Below are 16,481 nucleotides of genomic sequence, written 5' to 3'. Positions count from 1 at the left end.
GTCAGTCCTCAGAATGCCTTGATGGTCGCGATCGAGCGCGTGGCGAGCCGGGTGATGTCCCTGGGATTGTCGTGCTCGACGATGAAGTGTTTGACGGGCGAGCCGGCGAGCGCCTTGGCGAGATCGCCCCAAGGCACCACGCCGTGGCCGACATCCGCCCAGCCGTCCTCCTCCGCATTCTCGCCCTTCGGCGCGATGTCCTTGACATGCACGGCGGTGATGCGGTCGCCGTATTTCCGGATCCAGGCGAAGGGATCGGCGCCGCCGCGGATGATCCAGGCGATATCCGCCTCCCAGGCAAGGTCCGGCCCGCCGGCGAACAGATGGTCCTGCGGCACGGTGCCGTCGGGCAGCGTGAAGAACTCGAAGTCGTGATTGTGCCAGCCGAAGGTAAGGCCGGCCTTGCGGATCGGTTCGCCGGCCTTCTGCAGACGCGCGCCGAAGGCGTGCCAGCCGGCGGCGTCCGTCGGGCGGTCCTCCGGCAGGAGATAGGGGCAATAGACCGCCGCAATGCCGAGCGTACGGCAGATGGCGAGCACCCGCTCCGGTTCCGCCTCCAGCATGTCGAGGCTGAAATGGGCGGTGGGCATGGTGAGGCCGTTCGCGTCGAGGTCGGCCTTCACCGCAAGGATCGCGGCATCGTCGAGCTCGGCATAGAGGGCGCCGTAGCCTTCCACCTGCTTGTAGCCGGCCTCGGCAAGGATGCGGAAGACCTGCGAAAAAGGCTGGAAGTTGCGGGCGCTGTAAAGCTGGAAACTGACCGTCTGCATCAAGAACTCCTCGTCTTGCTGAAAGTGGAAATCGGTGGGCCTGAGAGGGAAGCCGTGCGAACCCTAGATCCGCTCCTCCGTCCCGGCATCGAACAGCGAGGCGAGCCCCATGTCGAAGGAGAGCTTCACCGCTGTCCCCGGCGCAAAGCGCCGCGCGCCGCCGACGCGGACGGAGAGGGTGTGGCCGGCATGTTTGAGCCAGAGCAGGTTGTCGGCGCCCATCGGTTCCTCGATATCGACCGTCGCCTGGTGGGTTTCGGCGCCCTCCGCGTTGACCGCGACATGTTCCGGCCGCACGCCGAGCACGACCTTGCGACCCGGCTGGAGCGCCTCGGACGCGCCGTAGCCGTCGAGCGCAAATTCCACGCCATTGGTGACGAAGACCGGGTGGCCATCCCGCCCTGCGATCTCGCCGCGCAGGAAATTCATCGACGGGGAGCCGATGAAGCCGGCGACGAACATGTTCCTCGGCGCGTTGTAGATCGTGTTCGGATCGGCGAGCTGCTGGATGACGCCGCTTTTCATGATGGCGATGCGGTCGGCAAGCGTCAGCGCCTCGATCTGGTCGTGGGTGACGTAGATCATCGTGTTCCTCAGCGACTGGTGCAGCCGCTTGATCTCCACCCGCAGTTCCGAGCGCAGCTTCGCATCGAGGTTGGACAGCGGCTCGTCGAAGAGGAAGACGTCGACGTCGCGCACCAGCGCCCGGCCGATCGCCACGCGCTGGCGCTGGCCGCCGGAGAGCTCGGAGGGCTTGCGCTTGAGCAGCGGGCCGATCTGCAGGATCTCGGCGGCGCGGGCGATGCGCTTGTCGATCTCCGGCCGCGGCATCTTGGCGACCTGCAGACCGAAGGAGAGGTTTTTCTCCACCGTCATCTGCGGATAGAGCGCATAGGACTGGAACACCATGCCGATGCCGCGGTCCTTCGGCTCTTCCCAGGTGACGTTCTTGTTCTTGATGAAGATCTGCCCGCCCGTCGGCTCCAAGAGGCCGGCGATGCAGTTGAGCAGCGTCGATTTCCCGCAGCCGGACGAGCCGAGGAGGACGAGGAACTCGCCGTCGCCGATATCGAGGTTGAGGTTTTCCAGGACATTGACCGCGCCGAAGCTGAGCGAAAGGTCTTTGATCGATACGGACTTCTGCATGGCTTACCCCTTCACGGCGCCGGCGGCGATGCCGCGGACGAAAAGGCGCCCCGACACGAAATAGACGATGAGCGGAACCGCGCCGGTGAGCAGGGTCGCGGCCATGTTGACGTTGTATTCCTTCACCCCCTGGACGGAGTTGACGATGTTGTTGAGCTGCACGGTCATCGGGTAGACCTCCGGACGGGTGAAGACGACGCCGAAGAGGAAGTCGTTCCAGATGCCGGTGATCTGCAGGATCATCGCGACGACGAAGATCGGCAGCGACATGGGCAGCATGATGCGCAGATAGATCTGCCAGAAGCCCGCCCCGTCGATGCGCGCCGCCTTGAACAATTCCTCCGGCAGGGCGGAGAAATAGTTGCGGAAGAGCAGTGTCAGGATCGGCATGCCGAAGATGGTGTGCACGATGACGAGGCCGGTCAGCGTGCCGTAGATGCCCATTTCGCGCAGCACGATGACGATCGGATAGATCATCACCTGATAGGGGATGAAGGCCCCGACGATGAGGATGGTGAAGAAGATGTCCGCGCCCCTGAACTTCCAGTTGGCCAGCGCATAGCCGTTGACCGAGGCGACGAGGATGGAGATCAGCGTCGAGGGCACGGTGATGCGCACGGAGTTCCAGAAGCCGCGCGACAGGCCGTCGCAGTTGAGGCCCGTGCAGGCGCTGGCCCAAGCCTTCGCCCAGGGTTCGAAGGTGATTTCCAGCGGCGGCGAGAAGATGTTGCCGAGGCGGATTTCCGGCATGCCCTTCAGCGAGGTGACGATCATCACGTAGAGCGGCAGAAGGTAATAGAGCGCCGCGACGATAAGCGTGCCGTAGAGCATGATGTTGCGGCCGGAAAGCGCGCGGCGGGGTTTGGCGCCCCAGGGTTCGGCTTTCGACGCCGCGGCGGGGGCGGATTTGAGAGCAACGCTGTCAGACACGCTTGCGTCCTCCGAATTCGAGATAGGCCCAGGGGACGATGATGATGGCGACCGTGACGAGCATCATGGTGGAGGCGGCGAAACCCTGGCCGAGGTTCTGCGCCTGGAACATGTAGTCGTAGACATATTTCGCCGGCACTTCGGAGGCGATGCCCGGCCCGCCGCTCGTCTGCGCCACCACGAGGTCGTAGACCTTGACGATGCCGCTCGCGATGATGACGAGCGTGGTGATGAAGACCGGCCGCATCATCGGGATGATGATGAAGAGGTAGGTCTTCCACATCGGGATGCCGTCGACGCGCGCGGCCTTCCAGATGTCCTCGTCGATGCCGCGCAGGCCCGCCAGCAGCAGGCACATGACGAGCCCGGTGCCCTGCCAGAGGCCGGCGATCAGGACGCCGTAGATGACGATGTCGGCATTGTAGAGCGGATCGAAGGTGAAACTCGTCCAGCCGAGCGCGCGCACGACGGACTGCACACCGAACTCCGGGTTGAGGATCCACTGCCAGACGAGGCCGGTGACGATGAAGGAGAGAGCGAAGGGATAGAGGAAGATCGTGCGGAAGGTGTTTTCGAAACGGATCTTCTGGTCCATCAGCGCCGCCAGCACGAAACCCATCACCAGGCTGAAGACCAGCGTCAGGGCGCCGTAGATCGCCAGATTCTGGATCGAGACGATCCAGCGCGGCGCGTCCCACAGGCGTTCGTACTGGTCGAGACCGACGAAATTCGCCCGCGGCAGCAGCTTCGAATTGGTGAACGAATAGACGACCGTCCAGGTCGTGCCGCCGAGAAAGATGACGACGGCGGTGAGCATCATGGGAATGGAGGCAATCTTGGAACTGAGATTGCGCAGCAGTCTACGGGGACGACCGGTGTGTGCCTGGCCCGTCATGGGTCACTTCCTCCTTGGTCTCGATCAGGGGCAGCGCCCAGGGGGCGCCGCCTGGCCGGCGGCGAACCGCCGGCCGATGCCTTCTCCCGCAATTCCGCATGCAAGGCCGCCGCGCAGCCGTGCTGGAACTGCCCGCCTGATCAGTCCGCCGACGCGATGATGGCGGCGAAACGCTTCTGCGCGTCTTCCGGCGTCATCGAGGGATTGGCGAAGAATTCGGAGAAGAGATCCTCCTTCTGCTTCTGGCTGTCGGCCGAAAGCAGTTGGTCGGTGCCCTCGATCACGTTGCCCTTGGCGAGGATGTCGAGGCCCTTCTTCATGCAGTCGTTCGCCGCGGCGAGGTCGACGTCGCCGCGCACGGGCAGCGAACCCTTCTTGAGGTTGAAGGCGACCTGGGTGGCCGGTGCGAGCAGCGTGGAGGCCAGCACCTCCTGCGCCTTGGATTTCTCCTCATCCGCCAGAACCGGGAAATAGAAGGCGTCGCCGCCCGTCGATATGACCTCGTTCACGCCGAGGCCGGGAAGGCAGGTATAGTCCTTGCCGGCGACCTTGCCGGCGAGCGCGAACTCGCCCTGCGCCCAGTCGCCCATGATCTGGCCGCCGGCCTTGCCGGTTATCACCATGTTGGTCGCCTGGTTCCAGTCCTGCACGTTGGTGCCCCTGGACATGCGCCGCGCATCCTCGGCCGCCTTGAAGACCCTGGCCATGTCGGGTCCCGCCGCGACGTCGGCATCCTTGTCCTTGAACACCTTGTTGAACGTGTCCTTGCCGGCGATGGCCACCATCAGCACGTCGAAGGCGCCAGCCGCCTGCCAGGCCTGCCCGCCGACGGCGAGCGGCACGATGCCGGCCTTCTCCAGCGCCGGCGCGGCGGCGACGAACTCGTCCCAGTTCTTCGGCACGGGCACGCCTGCCGTTTCGAACGCGGCGTTGGACAGCCACAGCCATTGCCAGGAATGGATATTGACCGGCGCGCAATAGATCTTGCCGTCGACCGTGCAACTGTCGAGCAGGCTGGCCGGCTTGATGATCTCCTTCCAGTTCTCGCGCGTCGCCACGTCGGTGAGATCACGCAGCAGGCCGGCCTCGACCAGCTCCTCCGCCTGACGTCCATGGTTGAATTGCGTGGCGCCCATCGGGTCTCCGCCGGTCAGCCGGCTGACCATGATCGGGCGGGCCGTGCTGCCGGCGCCGGCGATCGCACCGTCGATCCACTTGTTGCCCGTGGCGTCGAACGCCTTCGCGAACTCGGCGACCGCCGCGGCCTCCCCGCCGGACGTCCACCAATGGGTCACCTCCAGGTCGGTCGCATAGGCGGCGGCGGACGGCAGGACCACGGTCGCTGCCAGCGCAGCAGCCATAAAGCGCATTTTCATGAGTCTCCTCCCTCACTGAAACGTTGCAGTAAAAACGTAGCCCAATCGATTTCATCGCGCAACGGGGGTCGAGGCACAAAATCGGTTTTTCCTCCACGTGCCGGTTCTTTGGTGCAAAATGGGCGACGCGAGAAGAGCGATAGCGCATCAAACAAGTCGTGAAATTACGAGTTAATATTTTGAATTTGCTTTAATATAAGAAATACAAAGAAAACACGACCCAAGCCATTTTTCGCAGATGCATAATTTATGACTTTGCGGCGCAATACAGGCCTGATTGCCCTCCCGGGCGACTGACGATGCACTTTTCACTCGACAAAACGCCTGCATCGTTACAGCTTCAAGCGATCGATCGTGAGGGAGTGGCGGGCGAGGGTAAAAAATGTATAACCGGTCCAAGGGGCGCAGAGGTGACAGGCAGGGGATGGACAAGACGATGAGCGAGGGCCCGGCGGCGGCACTTCCGCATCCGGGCGAGCGGCCGACGCTGAAGACGATCGCCTTCATGACCGGTCTCGGCATCACCACCGTTTCGCGGGCGCTCAAGGATGCGCCCGATATCGGCGCGGAGACGAAGGAGCGCGTGCGCCTCGTCGCGCGCCAGATCGGCTACCAGCCGAACCGCGCCGGCGTGCGCCTTCGGACCGGCAAGACGAACGTCATCAGCCTGATCCTCAGCCTGGAAGAGGAGATCATGGGCCTGACCAGCCCCATGGTCATCGGCATTTCAGAAGTCCTCGCCACCACGCAATACCATCTCGTGGTGACGCCCTACCGGGCGCAGGGCAATGCGCTGGATCCGGTGCGCTACGTGCTGGAGACGGGGGCGGCCGACGGCGTGATCATCTCGCGCACCGAACCGAAGGACCCGCGCGTCGCGCTGATGATGGAGCGCAACTTTCCCTTCGCCACGCACGGGCGCACGGAAATGGGCCTCATCCATCCCTACCACGATTTCGACAACGAGCGTTTTGCCTATGAGGCCGTGCGCAAACTGGTGGAGCGCGGCCGCAAGCGGCTCATCCTGCTGCAGCCGCCGCCCTATCTCACCTTCTACCTGCACATGCGGGCGGGGTTCGAAAAGGGGATCCGCGATTTCGGCGCGATGGCCCTGCCCTTCAACCAGGTGAATCTCGACAACAATCTCGTCGACATCCGCAAGGCCGCCGAATCCCTGTTCAGCGCACCGGACGGGCCGGACGGCATCGTCTCGGGCAGCGGCGGCGGCGCGGTGGCGCTGATCGCCGCGCTGGAGGCGAAGGGCCGCAAGCTCGGCCACGACATCGACATGGTGTCGAAGGAGCCACACATGTTCCTGCAATGGCTGCGGCCAGAGGTCGTGACCATGCGCGAGGACATCCGCCTCGCCGGCCGGGAACTCGCCAAGGCGGTCATCGGCCGCATCGAGGGGACGGCGGCCGCGGAGTTGCAGACGCTGAGCTATCCGATCCCCACGGCTGACGCCTAAGTGCGTCGGATGCTTGTGGCCATTTCGTCCATTGCTATAGCGACACTTCCACCACACTCTCGACGTCATCCTCGGGCTTGACCCGAGGATCCATACGCGCCTCGAAGCCGTACCGTGTTGGTTGGATCCTCGGCTCAAGGCCGAGGATGACGGAGGAGAGGTTTGCGGGCAGAAGCGACGTCGCCAAAGCCCCAAAAATAAAACGACCCGGTCTTCGAACCGGGCCGCTGCATCTCAGTTTGCCAATTTCTCAACCGTTGAGGCCGGAGCCCCACGGGCCGTGATGACTGTCGGCGCCGTCGATACGGTCGAAGCCGTGGGCGCCGAAGAAGTCGCGCTGGGCCTGGATGACGTTGGCCGTGCCGCGGGCGCGGCGGTAACTGTCGAAATAGCCAAGCGCCGAGGCGAGCGCCGGGACCGGCAGGCCATGCAGCGCGGCAGCGGCGACGACGCGGCGCAGCGCCCCGTCGGTTTCCTTGACCATGGCGGCAAAGGCCGGGGTGACGATGAGGTTCGCCGCATCCGGCGCCTTGGTGAAGGCGCTGGTGATCTCGTCGAGGAACTGCGAGCGGATGATGCAGCCGGCGCGCCAGATCTTGGCGATGGTCGGCATCGGCAGGTTCCAGCCATATTCCTTCGAGGCGGCGGACATCACCGCAAAGCCTTGCGCATAGGCGCCGATCTTGCCGGCGAGCAGCGCACTTTCGAGGTCCTTGACGAAGGCGGCCTTGTCGGCGACCTCAAGCGCCGGCACGTCCGGCAGGCCGAGGATCTTTTCGGCGGCTTCGCGCTCGGTCTTGAACGAGGAGATCGAACGGGCGGCGACGGCGGCCTCGATGCCGGTCGCCGGCACGCCCATGTTCTGCGCCTCGATGGCGGACCATTTTCCCGTGCCCTTCTGGCCGGCCTTGTCGAGGATCATGTCGACGATCGGGTTGCCGCTGATCGGGTCCTTGGCAGCGAGCACCTTCTCGGTGATCTCGATGAGATAGGATTCAAGGCGCCCCTTGTTCCATTCGCCGAAGACGGCGCTGATCTCGGAGGCGCTCATCTTCAGGCCGTCGCGCAGGATGCCGTAGATCTCGGCGATCATCTGCATGTCGGCATATTCGATGCCGTTGTGGATGGTCTTGACGAAGTGGCCGGCGCCGTTCTCGCCGAGCCAGGCGACGCAGGGCTCGTCCTTGTACTTGGCGGCGATCGAGGTCAGTACCTTCTCGACGCGCGTCCACGAATCCTCCGTGCCGCCGACCATGATGGAGGGGCCGTGACGCGCGCCCTCCTCACCGCCGGAAACGCCCATGCCGATGAAGGTGAGGCCGCTGTCCTTCAGCGCATCGAAGCGGCGCATCGTGTCGCGGAAGTTCGCGTTGCCGGCATCGATCATGATGTCGTTCTGTTCGAGATAGGGGCGCAGCAGGTCCATCTGCTGGTCGACCGCGGCGCCGGCCTGGATCATGATGATGATCGGCCGCGGCGGGCGGATGGCGGCGACGAACTCTTCGATCGTCTCGCAGGGCACGATCTGGCCCTGGAGCGCGCCGGCCTCTTCATAGAACTCCTTCGTGCGCGCCACCGTGCGATTGAAGACCGCGATCTTGTTGCCCTTTTCGGCAATGTTGAGCGCAAGGTTGGACCCCATCACGCCGAGACCGATGAGACCGATTTCCGCCTGTGCCACGTTCATACCTCCGTAGGATGGCGCGGCGTGGGATGCTTCCGGACCCATGCCGGAAACGCCGCGCAGAAAGAGAGTGAGGAGCTCCGCTCCAGCGGTGGTGTTTTGGCATTCAAATCGATTTACGACAAGGGATTGTTTGGCTTCGGCGGGATTTTCACCGCCACTTGCATGGTTTCTATGACCCCATATCCGCGCGCCGTCAGCGCTGCGGCTTGTCGTCGCCATCGTCGAGGACACGCCAGGCGGCGCCCTCGACATCGTCATACTGCCCGCTCTTCAAAGACCAGAGGAAGGCGGCGAGCCCGAGCCCGCCGAGGAAGAGCGCGATGGGGATGAGGAAGATCAGCGTGTTCATGCCGCGCGCACCAGGACATCGGCCGGACGGGCCTCGTCCGCCGCCCGCGCGGCGAAGGCCGGTATCTGCCCGCGCAGGCGCAGCGAGTTCACCACGACGATGATCGACGATGTCGACATGGCGATGGCGGCGATCAGCGGCGTCGCGTGGCCGAGGATGGCGATCGGCACGGCGATGACATTGTAGCCGATGGCGAGCGCGAAATTCTGCCGGATGAGGCGGCCGGCACGGCAGGCGGTCTCGTGCGCGAAGGGCACGGCCTCCAGGCTCTCGTGCAGGAAGACGAAGTCCGCCGCCTGCCGGCCGACATCCGCCGCCGTCGCCGGGGCGATGGAGACGTGGGCGGCGGCGAGCGCCGGCGCATCGTTGATGCCGTCGCCGACCATCAGCACGCGATGGCCGGTGGCCGCCCGTTCGGCGACCGCTTCCGTCTTCTCGCGCGGCGACAGCGCCGCACGCCAGCGGGCAATGCCGAGCAGGCCGGCAATGCGGGCGACCGCGGGGGCGCGGTCGCCGGAAAGGATCGCCATCGCGATATGCGCGCGCTTCAGCGTGGCGACAGCCTCGCCTGCCCCGGCCCGCAGGGTATCCTCGAAACGGAAGGTCTCCAGCACCTTGCCGTCGCGCGACAGCACGACCTCGGAGAGCCCGTGCTCCTCTTCCCCGGCCGCGGCGCTGCCGCCGGCGAAGGCGCGGTTGCCGAGGCGATAGAGGCCCTGGGGCGTCTCGGCCTCAAGGCCGCCGCCGGCCACTTCCATCACGCTTTCGACAAGCGGCAGCGGACCCGGCCAGGCGCCCGCCAGCGCCATCGACAGCGGGTGGCGCGAGTGGGCGGCGAGCGCCGCGGCCAGCGCGAGATGGGTGCGGTTGAGCCTTTCCCGATCGACGAGGCGCGGCTTGCCGAGCGTCAGGGTGCCGGTCTTGTCGAAGACGGCGGTGTCGATCTCGGCAAGGCGCTCCATGGCCGAACCGTCCTTGACCATCACGCCGCCGGCAAACAGGCGCCCCGCGGCCACCACCTGCACCACCGGCACGGCAAGGCCGAGCGCGCAGGGGCAGGTGATGATCAGCACCGCGATGGCGACGAGCATGGCATGCTTCCAGTCGCCGTCGTAAAAACCCCAGCCGAGGAAGGAGACGAGCGCCAGCAGGTGCACGGCCGGCGAATAGATCTGCGCGGCGCGGTCGGCGATGCGGCGATAGCGCGCCCTTCCCCCTTCGGCGGCCTCCATAAGGCCGATGACCTCCGACAGGAACGAATCGCGCGCCGTGGCGATGGCCTCGACGGTGAGCGAACCGGTGAGGTTCATCGCGCCCGCTTCCAGCCGCGTGCCCGGCACGGCGGCGAAGGGATCGCTCTCGCCGTTGACGATCGATCGGTCGATGTCGCTTGCGCCCGAAAGCACGCGGCAATCGACCGGGATGCGCTCGCCGGCGGCGATGGAAAGGTGTTCGCCGACGGCGATCTCCTCGACGGGCCGGTAGTCGCGGCTGCCGTCCGGCCGGATGACCATCGCCCCGCGCGGCGAAAGGCGGGCAAGGCCGGTGATGGCCGAGCGGGCGCGGTCGCGCATGACGTGGTCGAGCGTGCGACCGATGAGCAGGAAGAAGAGCAGACTCACCGTGGCGTCGAACCAGGCGTGCTCGGCGCTGTGCAGCGTTTCCCAGAGCGAGACGACATAGGAGAGCGTGATGGCGAGCGCGATGGGCACGTCCATGTTGGTGCGGCCGTGGCGCAGCGCATTCCAGGCCGACTGGTAGAAGAAGCGCCCGGCATAGATCAGCGTCGGGCCGGCGATCAGCGCGGAGATCCAGTGGAAGAGGTCGCGCGTCGCGGCCTCGGCACCCGACCAGACGGAGACCGAGAGCAGCATGATGTTCGTCGCCGCAAACCCCGAGACGGCGACGGCGCGGATCAACTGGTTGCGCAGCCGGTCGTCGCCTTCCGCCGCCAGCGAGAAGAGATGCGTGTCATAGCCCGTGGCGCGGATGGCGGCGGCGATCTCCTGCGGATCGGTGCGCCGGCCCGCGACCTCCTCCTTCCAGACCACCGAAACGCGGCGGGTGGAGAGGTTGACGCGCGCCCGCTCCACGGCCGGCAGCGCGTTCAGCGCGCCTTCGACGGTGGTGATGCAGGTGCCGCAATAGACGCCCGGCACGCTGAGATCGCTCTGGCGCAGGCCCTCGCCGACCGGGCGGCTCACCAGCATCAGCTCCTCCGAGGAGGGCAGTGCCGCGCGCTGCGCCTCGACGGCGCCTTCCGTGCCGGGTGCGCAGCAGCTCATTTCGCCCCTCCCGCAACGACGGTGCGCACGGTCTGGTGGAAGACCTTCTCGCCGTCGCGCTTCGTGCTGATATCGACGATCCACTGGCCGGCCGGCACCGGCCGGTCCGCCACGAACATCCCCTCGCCCGCCGGCTCGAGCGCGACCGTGAAATCCTTGCGCTCGTCAACGGGCCGCTTGAAGACCGCCGAGACGTCGTCGGCGGCAAGGGGGACGCCCCTCCCATCGATGACGCGGTAGGCGATGCGGCCTTCCTTCACGGTGAGGTCGCCCTCGATGCCGCTGGCGGCGAGTGCTCGCGCCTCCGCCACCTTGCCGTTGAACTGCTGGCTGGCGACATAGGTGTTGGGCACGACGAGGCCGCTCCAGCTGTTCGAGGCATTCCAGGCCATGATCAGGTTGACCGTGATGATCGTGCCGAAGAACAGCACCATGACGCCCGCCATGTGCCAGCCGGTGAAGACGAATCCCTGTTCCTTGCGTTCTATGGCCATCACTTTGCTCCCGGCGTGTTGAAATTGGCGGAATAGACGTCGCGCTCGTGGCCCTGCCGGTCTTCCGCGACAATCTGGAAGCCTTCGGCCGCTTCTGCAAGCCGATCCTTCGGCAGGGTGACGAAAACACGCAGCGCCGTCACCTTGTCCGGATCGGCCGGCACATCGACGCTGCGGCCGTCGGCGCTGTCATGGCCGGCGATCTTCATCGTTGCGCCGGGCATGCCCTCGATCGACACGGTGATGACGCGCGGCTCGGGAATCATGTTGAGCAGCTTCACCGCATAGCCGTTGCGGACCGAGCCGTCCGATTCGACGACGAACTGCGGATTGCGGTCGTGGATGACGTTGAGGTCCAGCCGGTCGCGCGAGAGGAGCGCGAAGAGCAGCGCCAGGCCCGCCAGCGACCAGACGCCGAAATAGAGCAGCGTGCGCGGGCGGAAGATGATGCGCCAGTCGAAATGCCGGATCTTGCCGTCGAAGACGCCATCGGCACCGCGCACGCGCTTCGGATCGACCGGCACGGTGCCGCCCGCCGTGGCGAGCGCCATGTTGGCCGAATAGTCCGACAGCGTGGCATAGGCGATGAGGCCGCGCTCCTTGCCGATCTTGTCCATCACGTTGTCGCAGGCATCGATGCACAGCGCGCAGGTGATGCATTCGAGCTGCTGGCCGTCGCGGATGTCGATGCCCATGGGACAGACGACGACGCAGGCATTGCAGTCGACGCAGTCGCCGACGCTCTCGCCGGCGGCGATCGCCTTCTTGGCATGGCGGGTGCGCGGCTCGCCGCGCCAGTCGTTGTAGGTGACGACCAGCGAGCTCTCGTCGAGCATCGCCGCCTGGATGCGCGGCCAGGGGCACATATAGGTGCAGACCTGCTCGCGCATCAGCCCGCCGAAGATGTAGGTGGTCGCGGTCAGGATGGCGACGGTGATGTAGGCGACCGGCGGTGCCTTCAGCGTCGCGAAATTGACGAGCAGCGTCGGCGCGTCGGCGAAGTAGAAGATCCAGGCGCCGCCCGTCGCCACCGCGATCACCAGCCAGACGGCGTGCTTGCTGACACGCTTCCAGATCTTGCCCAGCGTCCACGGCCCGGCATCGAGCTTCATGCGCGCATTGCGGTCGCCCTCGATCGCCCGTTCCACGACGAGGAAGAGATCGACCCAGACGGTCTGCGGACAGGCATAGCCGCACCAGGCGCGCCCGACGGCCGAGGTAACGAGGAACAGCCCGAAGCCCGCCATGACGAGCAGCCCGGCGACGAAGAAGAATTCCTGCGGCCAGATCTCGATGAAGAAGAAATAGAAGCGGCGGCCGGCAAGGTCAATGAGCACGGCCTGGTCCGGCGCATGCGGCCCCCGGTCCCAGCGGATCCACGGCGTCAGGTAGTAGATGCCGAGCGTGATCAGCATCACCAGCCACTTGAACTGCCGGAAACGGCCTTCCGCCCGCTTGGGGAAGATCTTCTTGCGTTTTTCATAGAGCGGCTTGCGAACCTTCGCCGAATTGACGGGTTCCGCTTCATGGCGCTCGATGGAATTGTAGATCGTCGTGGTATTCTGCTGCATGTCTGCCGGCCGCACCTGTCGTTGTGCCGGCACAATGACGCCAACGACGGCCTCCATCGTTGATCTACGTCAAGTTTTGGACATGGCAGGGCGTGGCGGGTTGCCGCACGGAGAGGACACGATGACGGAGACCATCCTGGCCAAGCGCTACGGCGACTACCGCGAATATGCCGCGGCCGGCGCGCTCTCGGCCGTCATACGCTGTAGCTGGATGCACCATGCGCCGGAAGGCCCGCCCGTCCCGCGCATCGCCGTCGTGCCGGATGGCTGCGTCGACCTGCTGTGGACGGAAGCCGGTTTCCTCATTGCCGGGCCGGACCGCACGGCCGCCTTTCCAAGGCTCCGGCCGGGCGAGACGATCCTCGGGCTGCGCCTGCGCCCCGGTATCGCGCGCCACCTGCTGCGCTGCGACCTCGACGCGCTGGCCGGCAAGGTCGTGCCTCTCGCCGATATCCGCACGCACGGGCTGAGCGCCCACCACGATCGCCTGCTTGCAGCTTCCGGCCCGCGGCAAAGGCTGCGGCTTCTTCAGGCGCTTTTCGCAGCCGAAATGGCAGAGCTGCCTGCCCTGCGGCCCGATGCGGCGGCGCTGCATGCGCTCGGCGCAAGCCGGCCGCCGGACGCCATCGCCGCCGAGATCGGCGTGACGACGCGCACGCTGCGGCGCATCAGCATCGCCGAGTTCGGCTACGGGCCGAAGACGCTGGCCCGCATCCTCCGGCTGCAGGACCTGCTCGGCCGGATCGCAAGCCCCGCGGCCTCCCTCGCCGGCCTTGCCGCCGAGGCGGGCTTTGCCGACCAGGCGCACATGAACCGGGAGGTGCTGGCGCTGACCAGCCTGACGCCCGGCGAGATCCGGCGGCAGATGCGCGGCTGACTGTCCGTTTTGTTCAAGACTTCGGCGCGGGACCGCGTATCGTGGCACCGAATGGAGAAAAACGATGACCACCCTGCCCGCCCGTATCATCCACCGCACCATCCGGCGCGACTGGCGCGCAGTCCACGCTTTTGCCGCCCGACCGGAAAACATGCCGCTCTGGGCCTCGGGCCTTGCCGCCGGGCTGACGCGCGACGGAGAGGACTGGATCGCCGATGGCGGGCCGATCGGCGATGCGCGCGTGCGCTTCGCCCCGCCCAACGATTTCGGCGTCGTCGACCACCGGGTGACGCTGCCGGACGGGCGCGTGGTGGACAATGCGCTGCGCATCGCGCCGAACGGCGATGGCGCGGAGGTGATGTTCCTGTTGCTGCGGCAACCGGATATGGACGACGAAGCCTTCGAGCGGGATGCGGCGCATATAGCGCAGGACCTCGAGACGCTGGCGGGACTGATGGAAGAAAAGGACATGCAGGAATGAGCACCAGGGGCGCGGATCGCAAGATCGACTATATCGAGTTCAACGTCGCGGACATCGCGGCGAGCAAGGCCTTCTACGACGGCGCCTTCGGCTGGACCTTCACCGATTACGGCCCGCAATACTGCGAGTTCCAGGACGGCCGCCTCACCGGCGGCTTCACGACGCTCGCCCCGGTCAACGCCAAGGGCGGCCCGCTCGTCATCCTCTTTGCCGATGCGCTGGAAGAGGTGCTGGAGCGGGTGACGGCGGCCGGCGGGACGATCGTCAAGCCGATCTTCGACTTTCCCGGCGGCCGGCGCTTCCAGTTCGCGGACCCCGACGGCTACGAGCTGGCGGTCTGGTCCGACCGCTGATGTGCCTGCCGTAACGTCAATGTGAACGGCCGGGCGCCTTTTACCGAACGAATTCAGGCTTTTTCAATAAGACGCTCCTAGTCAGAGCCTGCGATCAAAACGGACGCAGGCTTTTTCCATGTACAAAATCCTCGGCAAGGCATTGGCGGTCGGCGGTCTCTCGACACTGGCATCCCTCGCCATCAGCTTCGCCCTCGTGCCGCTCATGGGCGGCGAAGTGGCGGGCGCCGGCCTCGTCATGACCATCGTCTGCCCGGTTGCCATTTCCATTCCGGTCTCGATCCTGCATTTCTACCAGGCGGACCGGCTGCGCGCCGCCAATGCCGCCCTCGCCCGCGCCAAGGACGACCTTGCGCAAGCCTATGCCCGCCTCAAGCACCAGGCGCAGCGCGACGCGCTGACGGGCGTGCTCAACCGCGCGACCTTCATGGCCGAGCTCCAGGCCCGCAGCCGCGGCGGCCGTTCCGGTGGCCTGCTCTTCCTCGACCTCGATCACTTCAAGTCCGTCAACGACCGTTTCGGCCATGCCGCCGGCGACGAGGCACTGCGCCTCGTCGGGGCGGTGCTGCACGACCTTACGGGCAGGAACGACCTTGTCGGCCGGCTCGGTGGCGAGGAGTTCGCCGTCTTCCTCGACGAGGCCTCGCCGGCGCACATGCTCGACCATTCCCAGACGATCCGCGAGGCGGTGGAGGCGATCGACCTCCACGCGCCGTCGGGCGTGCGGATCGCGCTCGGCATCAGCATCGGCGTCTTCCATTGCGCGCCGCGCTTCGATCCCGTCGAGGCGCTCGCGGCCGCCGACCGCAACCTCTACCGTGCGAAATCGATGGGCCGGAACACGGTCGTCGCCTGAGCGCCATGCCGCCAGCCGGATTGCCCAAAAAAGAAAAGGCCGCGGTTTCCGCGGCCTTCGTCGTTTGAGGGGTCCGGCGCTACTCGCCGCCGCCCAGCGAATGCACGAAGACGGCAAGCTGCTTGACGGCCGGATCGCCGAGGCGGGGAAGCCAGGCGGGCATGACGCCGTGCTTCGGCGAACGGACCTGCTGGGCGATGGCGGCCTCGCCCTCGCCCTTCAGCCAGATGGCGTCGGCAAGGTTCGGGGCGCCCATCTCGCGGTTGCCCCTGGCGTCATCGCCGTGGCAGGCGGCGCAGTTGTCGGCAAAGATCTGCTTGCCGGGCTCGACGAGGCCGGCATTCGACGGCGTGCCCGTCAGGCTGACCACATAGGCCGCGACCTGCTTGATCTCCTCCGGCTGGAGGATATCGCCATAGGCCGGCATGTCCGAGATGCGGGTCTCGTCGTCGCCGGCATGGCGGATGCCGTGGGCGATCGTGTGGTAGATGTCGTCCACCGTGCCGCCCCAGACCCAGTCGTCGTCGTTGAGGTTGGGGAAGCCCGCCGCGCCGGCCGCGCCCGAACCGTGGCACTGGGCGCAGTTGACCTTGAAGGCCGAGGCGCCGCCGGCGATCGCGAACTGCGAGAGCTGCGGGTCGGCCATGATCTCCTGCAGGGAGGATTTGGCGATGCGGTCGACGAAGCCGGCCTGCGCCTGCTTGGCCTCGGCCAGCTCGACGGCGACATTGGCGCGACTCGACCAGCCGAGCATGCCGGTCGTCGCATCGGAGATCAGTGGCCAGGCCGGAAAGGCGATCGTGTAACCGATCGCCCAGACGATCGTGGCGTAGAACGTCCAGACCCACCAGCGCGGCATCGGGTTGTTCAGTTCGCGGATGCCGTCCCATTCGTGGCCGGTGGTTTCGACGCCCGAGATTTCGTCAATGTGTTTCTCGGCCAT

The 16,481-nt window shown here is 66.0% G+C and carries 16 protein-coding genes; 5 read left to right on the top strand and 11 right to left on the bottom strand.

The annotated features are described in order from the left end of the window. Window positions 1–8: 8 nt before the first annotated feature. The 5 genes from EV665_RS03040 to EV665_RS03020 form a co-directional block, all read right to left on the bottom strand. On the bottom strand, window positions 9–770 hold the full coding sequence (locus EV665_RS03040; RefSeq protein ID WP_133033026.1) for a sugar phosphate isomerase/epimerase family protein: 762 nt from the start codon (window positions 768–770) through the stop codon (window positions 9–11). A gap of 63 nt (window positions 771–833) precedes the next feature. Next, window positions 834–1,916, bottom strand: coding sequence for an ABC transporter ATP-binding protein (locus tag EV665_RS03035; RefSeq protein WP_133033025.1), 1,083 nt, complete (start codon window positions 1,914–1,916; stop codon window positions 834–836). Between the two features lie 3 nt (window positions 1,917–1,919). After that, a complete protein-coding gene (locus tag EV665_RS03030; RefSeq protein ID WP_064330315.1) occupies window positions 1,920–2,846 on the bottom strand; it encodes a carbohydrate ABC transporter permease in 927 nt (308 codons plus the stop codon). Further along, window positions 2,839–3,741 (bottom strand): carbohydrate ABC transporter permease, encoded by a 903-nt coding sequence (locus EV665_RS03025; protein ID WP_064330316.1) that lies wholly within the window; start codon window positions 3,739–3,741, stop codon window positions 2,839–2,841. The genes EV665_RS03030 and EV665_RS03025 overlap by 8 nt, the downstream gene beginning before the upstream one ends. Before the next feature lie 140 nt (window positions 3,742–3,881). Further along, window positions 3,882–5,117, bottom strand: coding sequence for an ABC transporter substrate-binding protein (locus EV665_RS03020; protein WP_064330317.1), 1,236 nt, complete (start codon window positions 5,115–5,117; stop codon window positions 3,882–3,884). A gap of 436 nt (window positions 5,118–5,553) precedes the next feature. Between EV665_RS03020 and EV665_RS03015 the strand changes: the two genes are divergently transcribed. After that, entirely contained in the window at window positions 5,554–6,585 is a 1,032-nt protein-coding gene (locus EV665_RS03015; protein WP_245507636.1) for a LacI family transcriptional regulator, read from the top strand. 250 nt (window positions 6,586–6,835) lie between these two features. Here the strand turns inward: EV665_RS03015 and gndA are convergent, their stop codons facing one another. The 5 genes from gndA to ccoG form a co-directional block, all read right to left on the bottom strand. Beyond that, complete coding sequence (gene gndA, locus EV665_RS03010; protein WP_133033023.1) at window positions 6,836–8,266, bottom strand: NADP-dependent phosphogluconate dehydrogenase; 1,431 nt, start codon at window positions 8,264–8,266, stop codon at window positions 6,836–6,838. 199 nt (window positions 8,267–8,465) lie between these two features. Further along, window positions 8,466–8,621 (bottom strand): cbb3-type cytochrome oxidase assembly protein CcoS, encoded by a 156-nt coding sequence (gene ccoS, locus EV665_RS03005; protein ID WP_064330319.1) that lies wholly within the window; start codon window positions 8,619–8,621, stop codon window positions 8,466–8,468. After that, window positions 8,618–10,906 carry a cation-translocating P-type ATPase gene (locus EV665_RS03000; protein WP_133033022.1) on the bottom strand — a complete coding sequence of 763 codons (2,289 nt, stop codon included), beginning with the start codon at window positions 10,904–10,906 and terminating at the stop codon, window positions 8,618–8,620. The genes ccoS and EV665_RS03000 overlap by 4 nt, the downstream gene beginning before the upstream one ends. Beyond that, window positions 10,903–11,400: a FixH family protein gene (locus tag EV665_RS02995; RefSeq protein ID WP_133033021.1), complete on the bottom strand. Its 498-nt coding sequence runs from the start codon at window positions 11,398–11,400 to the stop codon at window positions 10,903–10,905. The genes EV665_RS03000 and EV665_RS02995 overlap by 4 nt, the downstream gene beginning before the upstream one ends. Then, a complete protein-coding gene (gene ccoG / locus EV665_RS02990; RefSeq protein ID WP_133033020.1) occupies window positions 11,400–12,971 on the bottom strand; it encodes a cytochrome c oxidase accessory protein CcoG in 1,572 nt (523 codons plus the stop codon). The genes EV665_RS02995 and ccoG overlap by 1 nt, the downstream gene beginning before the upstream one ends. A 121-nt stretch (window positions 12,972–13,092) precedes the next feature. Here ccoG and EV665_RS02985 point away from each other — a divergent pair, with 121 nt between their 5' ends. From EV665_RS02985 to EV665_RS02970, 4 genes are all read left to right on the top strand, one after another. Further along, complete coding sequence (locus tag EV665_RS02985; protein WP_162852949.1) at window positions 13,093–13,848, top strand: helix-turn-helix domain-containing protein; 756 nt, start codon at window positions 13,093–13,095, stop codon at window positions 13,846–13,848. 64 nt (window positions 13,849–13,912) lie between these two features. Continuing rightward, window positions 13,913–14,329, top strand: a complete 417-nt coding sequence (locus EV665_RS02980) for an SRPBCC family protein (protein WP_133033018.1) — start codon at window positions 13,913–13,915, stop codon at window positions 14,327–14,329. After that, window positions 14,326–14,682: a VOC family protein gene (locus tag EV665_RS02975; RefSeq protein ID WP_133033017.1), complete on the top strand. Its 357-nt coding sequence runs from the start codon at window positions 14,326–14,328 to the stop codon at window positions 14,680–14,682. Before EV665_RS02980 ends, EV665_RS02975 begins: the two co-directional genes overlap by 4 nt. Window positions 14,683–14,800: 118 nt before the next feature. Further along, a complete protein-coding gene (locus EV665_RS02970) occupies window positions 14,801–15,538 on the top strand; it encodes a GGDEF domain-containing protein (protein ID WP_133033016.1) in 738 nt (245 codons plus the stop codon). Window positions 15,539–15,617: 79 nt separating this feature from the next. Here EV665_RS02970 and ccoP read toward each other — a convergent pair whose 3' ends face one another. Next, on the bottom strand, window positions 15,618–16,481 hold the full coding sequence (ccoP, locus tag EV665_RS02965; protein ID WP_133033015.1) for a cytochrome-c oxidase, cbb3-type subunit III: 864 nt from the start codon (window positions 16,479–16,481) through the stop codon (window positions 15,618–15,620).

The organism is Shinella granuli, from assembly GCF_004341885.1.
Taxonomy (GTDB): Bacteria; Pseudomonadota; Alphaproteobacteria; order Rhizobiales; family Rhizobiaceae; genus Shinella; species Shinella granuli.
This window is presented reverse-complemented; position numbering and strand designations above follow the sequence as displayed.

Coding starts and splice junctions, on each gene's coding strand:
- EV665_RS03040 (WP_133033026.1), bottom strand. CDS start 770: ATGCAGACGGTCAGTTTCCAGCTTTACAGCGCCCGCAACTTCCAGCCT.
- EV665_RS03035 (WP_133033025.1), bottom strand. CDS start 1,916: ATGCAGAAGTCCGTATCGATCAAAGACCTTTCGCTCAGCTTCGGCGCG.
- EV665_RS03025 (WP_064330316.1), bottom strand. CDS start 3,741: ATGACGGGCCAGGCACACACCGGTCGTCCCCGTAGACTGCTGCGCAAT.
- EV665_RS03020 (WP_064330317.1), bottom strand. CDS start 5,117: ATGAAAATGCGCTTTATGGCTGCTGCGCTGGCAGCGACCGTGGTCCTG.
- EV665_RS03015 (WP_245507636.1), top strand. CDS start 5,554: ATGAGCGAGGGCCCGGCGGCGGCACTTCCGCATCCGGGCGAGCGGCCG.
- ccoS (WP_064330319.1), bottom strand. CDS start 8,621: ATGAACACGCTGATCTTCCTCATCCCCATCGCGCTCTTCCTCGGCGGG.
- EV665_RS03000 (WP_133033022.1), bottom strand. CDS start 10,906: ATGAGCTGCTGCGCACCCGGCACGGAAGGCGCCGTCGAGGCGCAGCGC.
- EV665_RS02995 (WP_133033021.1), bottom strand. CDS start 11,400: ATGGCCATAGAACGCAAGGAACAGGGATTCGTCTTCACCGGCTGGCAC.
- ccoG (WP_133033020.1), bottom strand. CDS start 12,971: ATGCAGCAGAATACCACGACGATCTACAATTCCATCGAGCGCCATGAA.
- EV665_RS02985 (WP_162852949.1), top strand. CDS start 13,093: ATGACGGAGACCATCCTGGCCAAGCGCTACGGCGACTACCGCGAATAT.
- EV665_RS02980 (WP_133033018.1), top strand. CDS start 13,913: ATGACCACCCTGCCCGCCCGTATCATCCACCGCACCATCCGGCGCGAC.
- EV665_RS02975 (WP_133033017.1), top strand. CDS start 14,326: ATGAGCACCAGGGGCGCGGATCGCAAGATCGACTATATCGAGTTCAAC.
- EV665_RS02970 (WP_133033016.1), top strand. CDS start 14,801: ATGTACAAAATCCTCGGCAAGGCATTGGCGGTCGGCGGTCTCTCGACA.
- ccoP (WP_133033015.1), bottom strand. CDS start 16,481: ATGGCCGAGAAACACATTGACGAAATCTCGGGCGTCGAAACCACCGGC.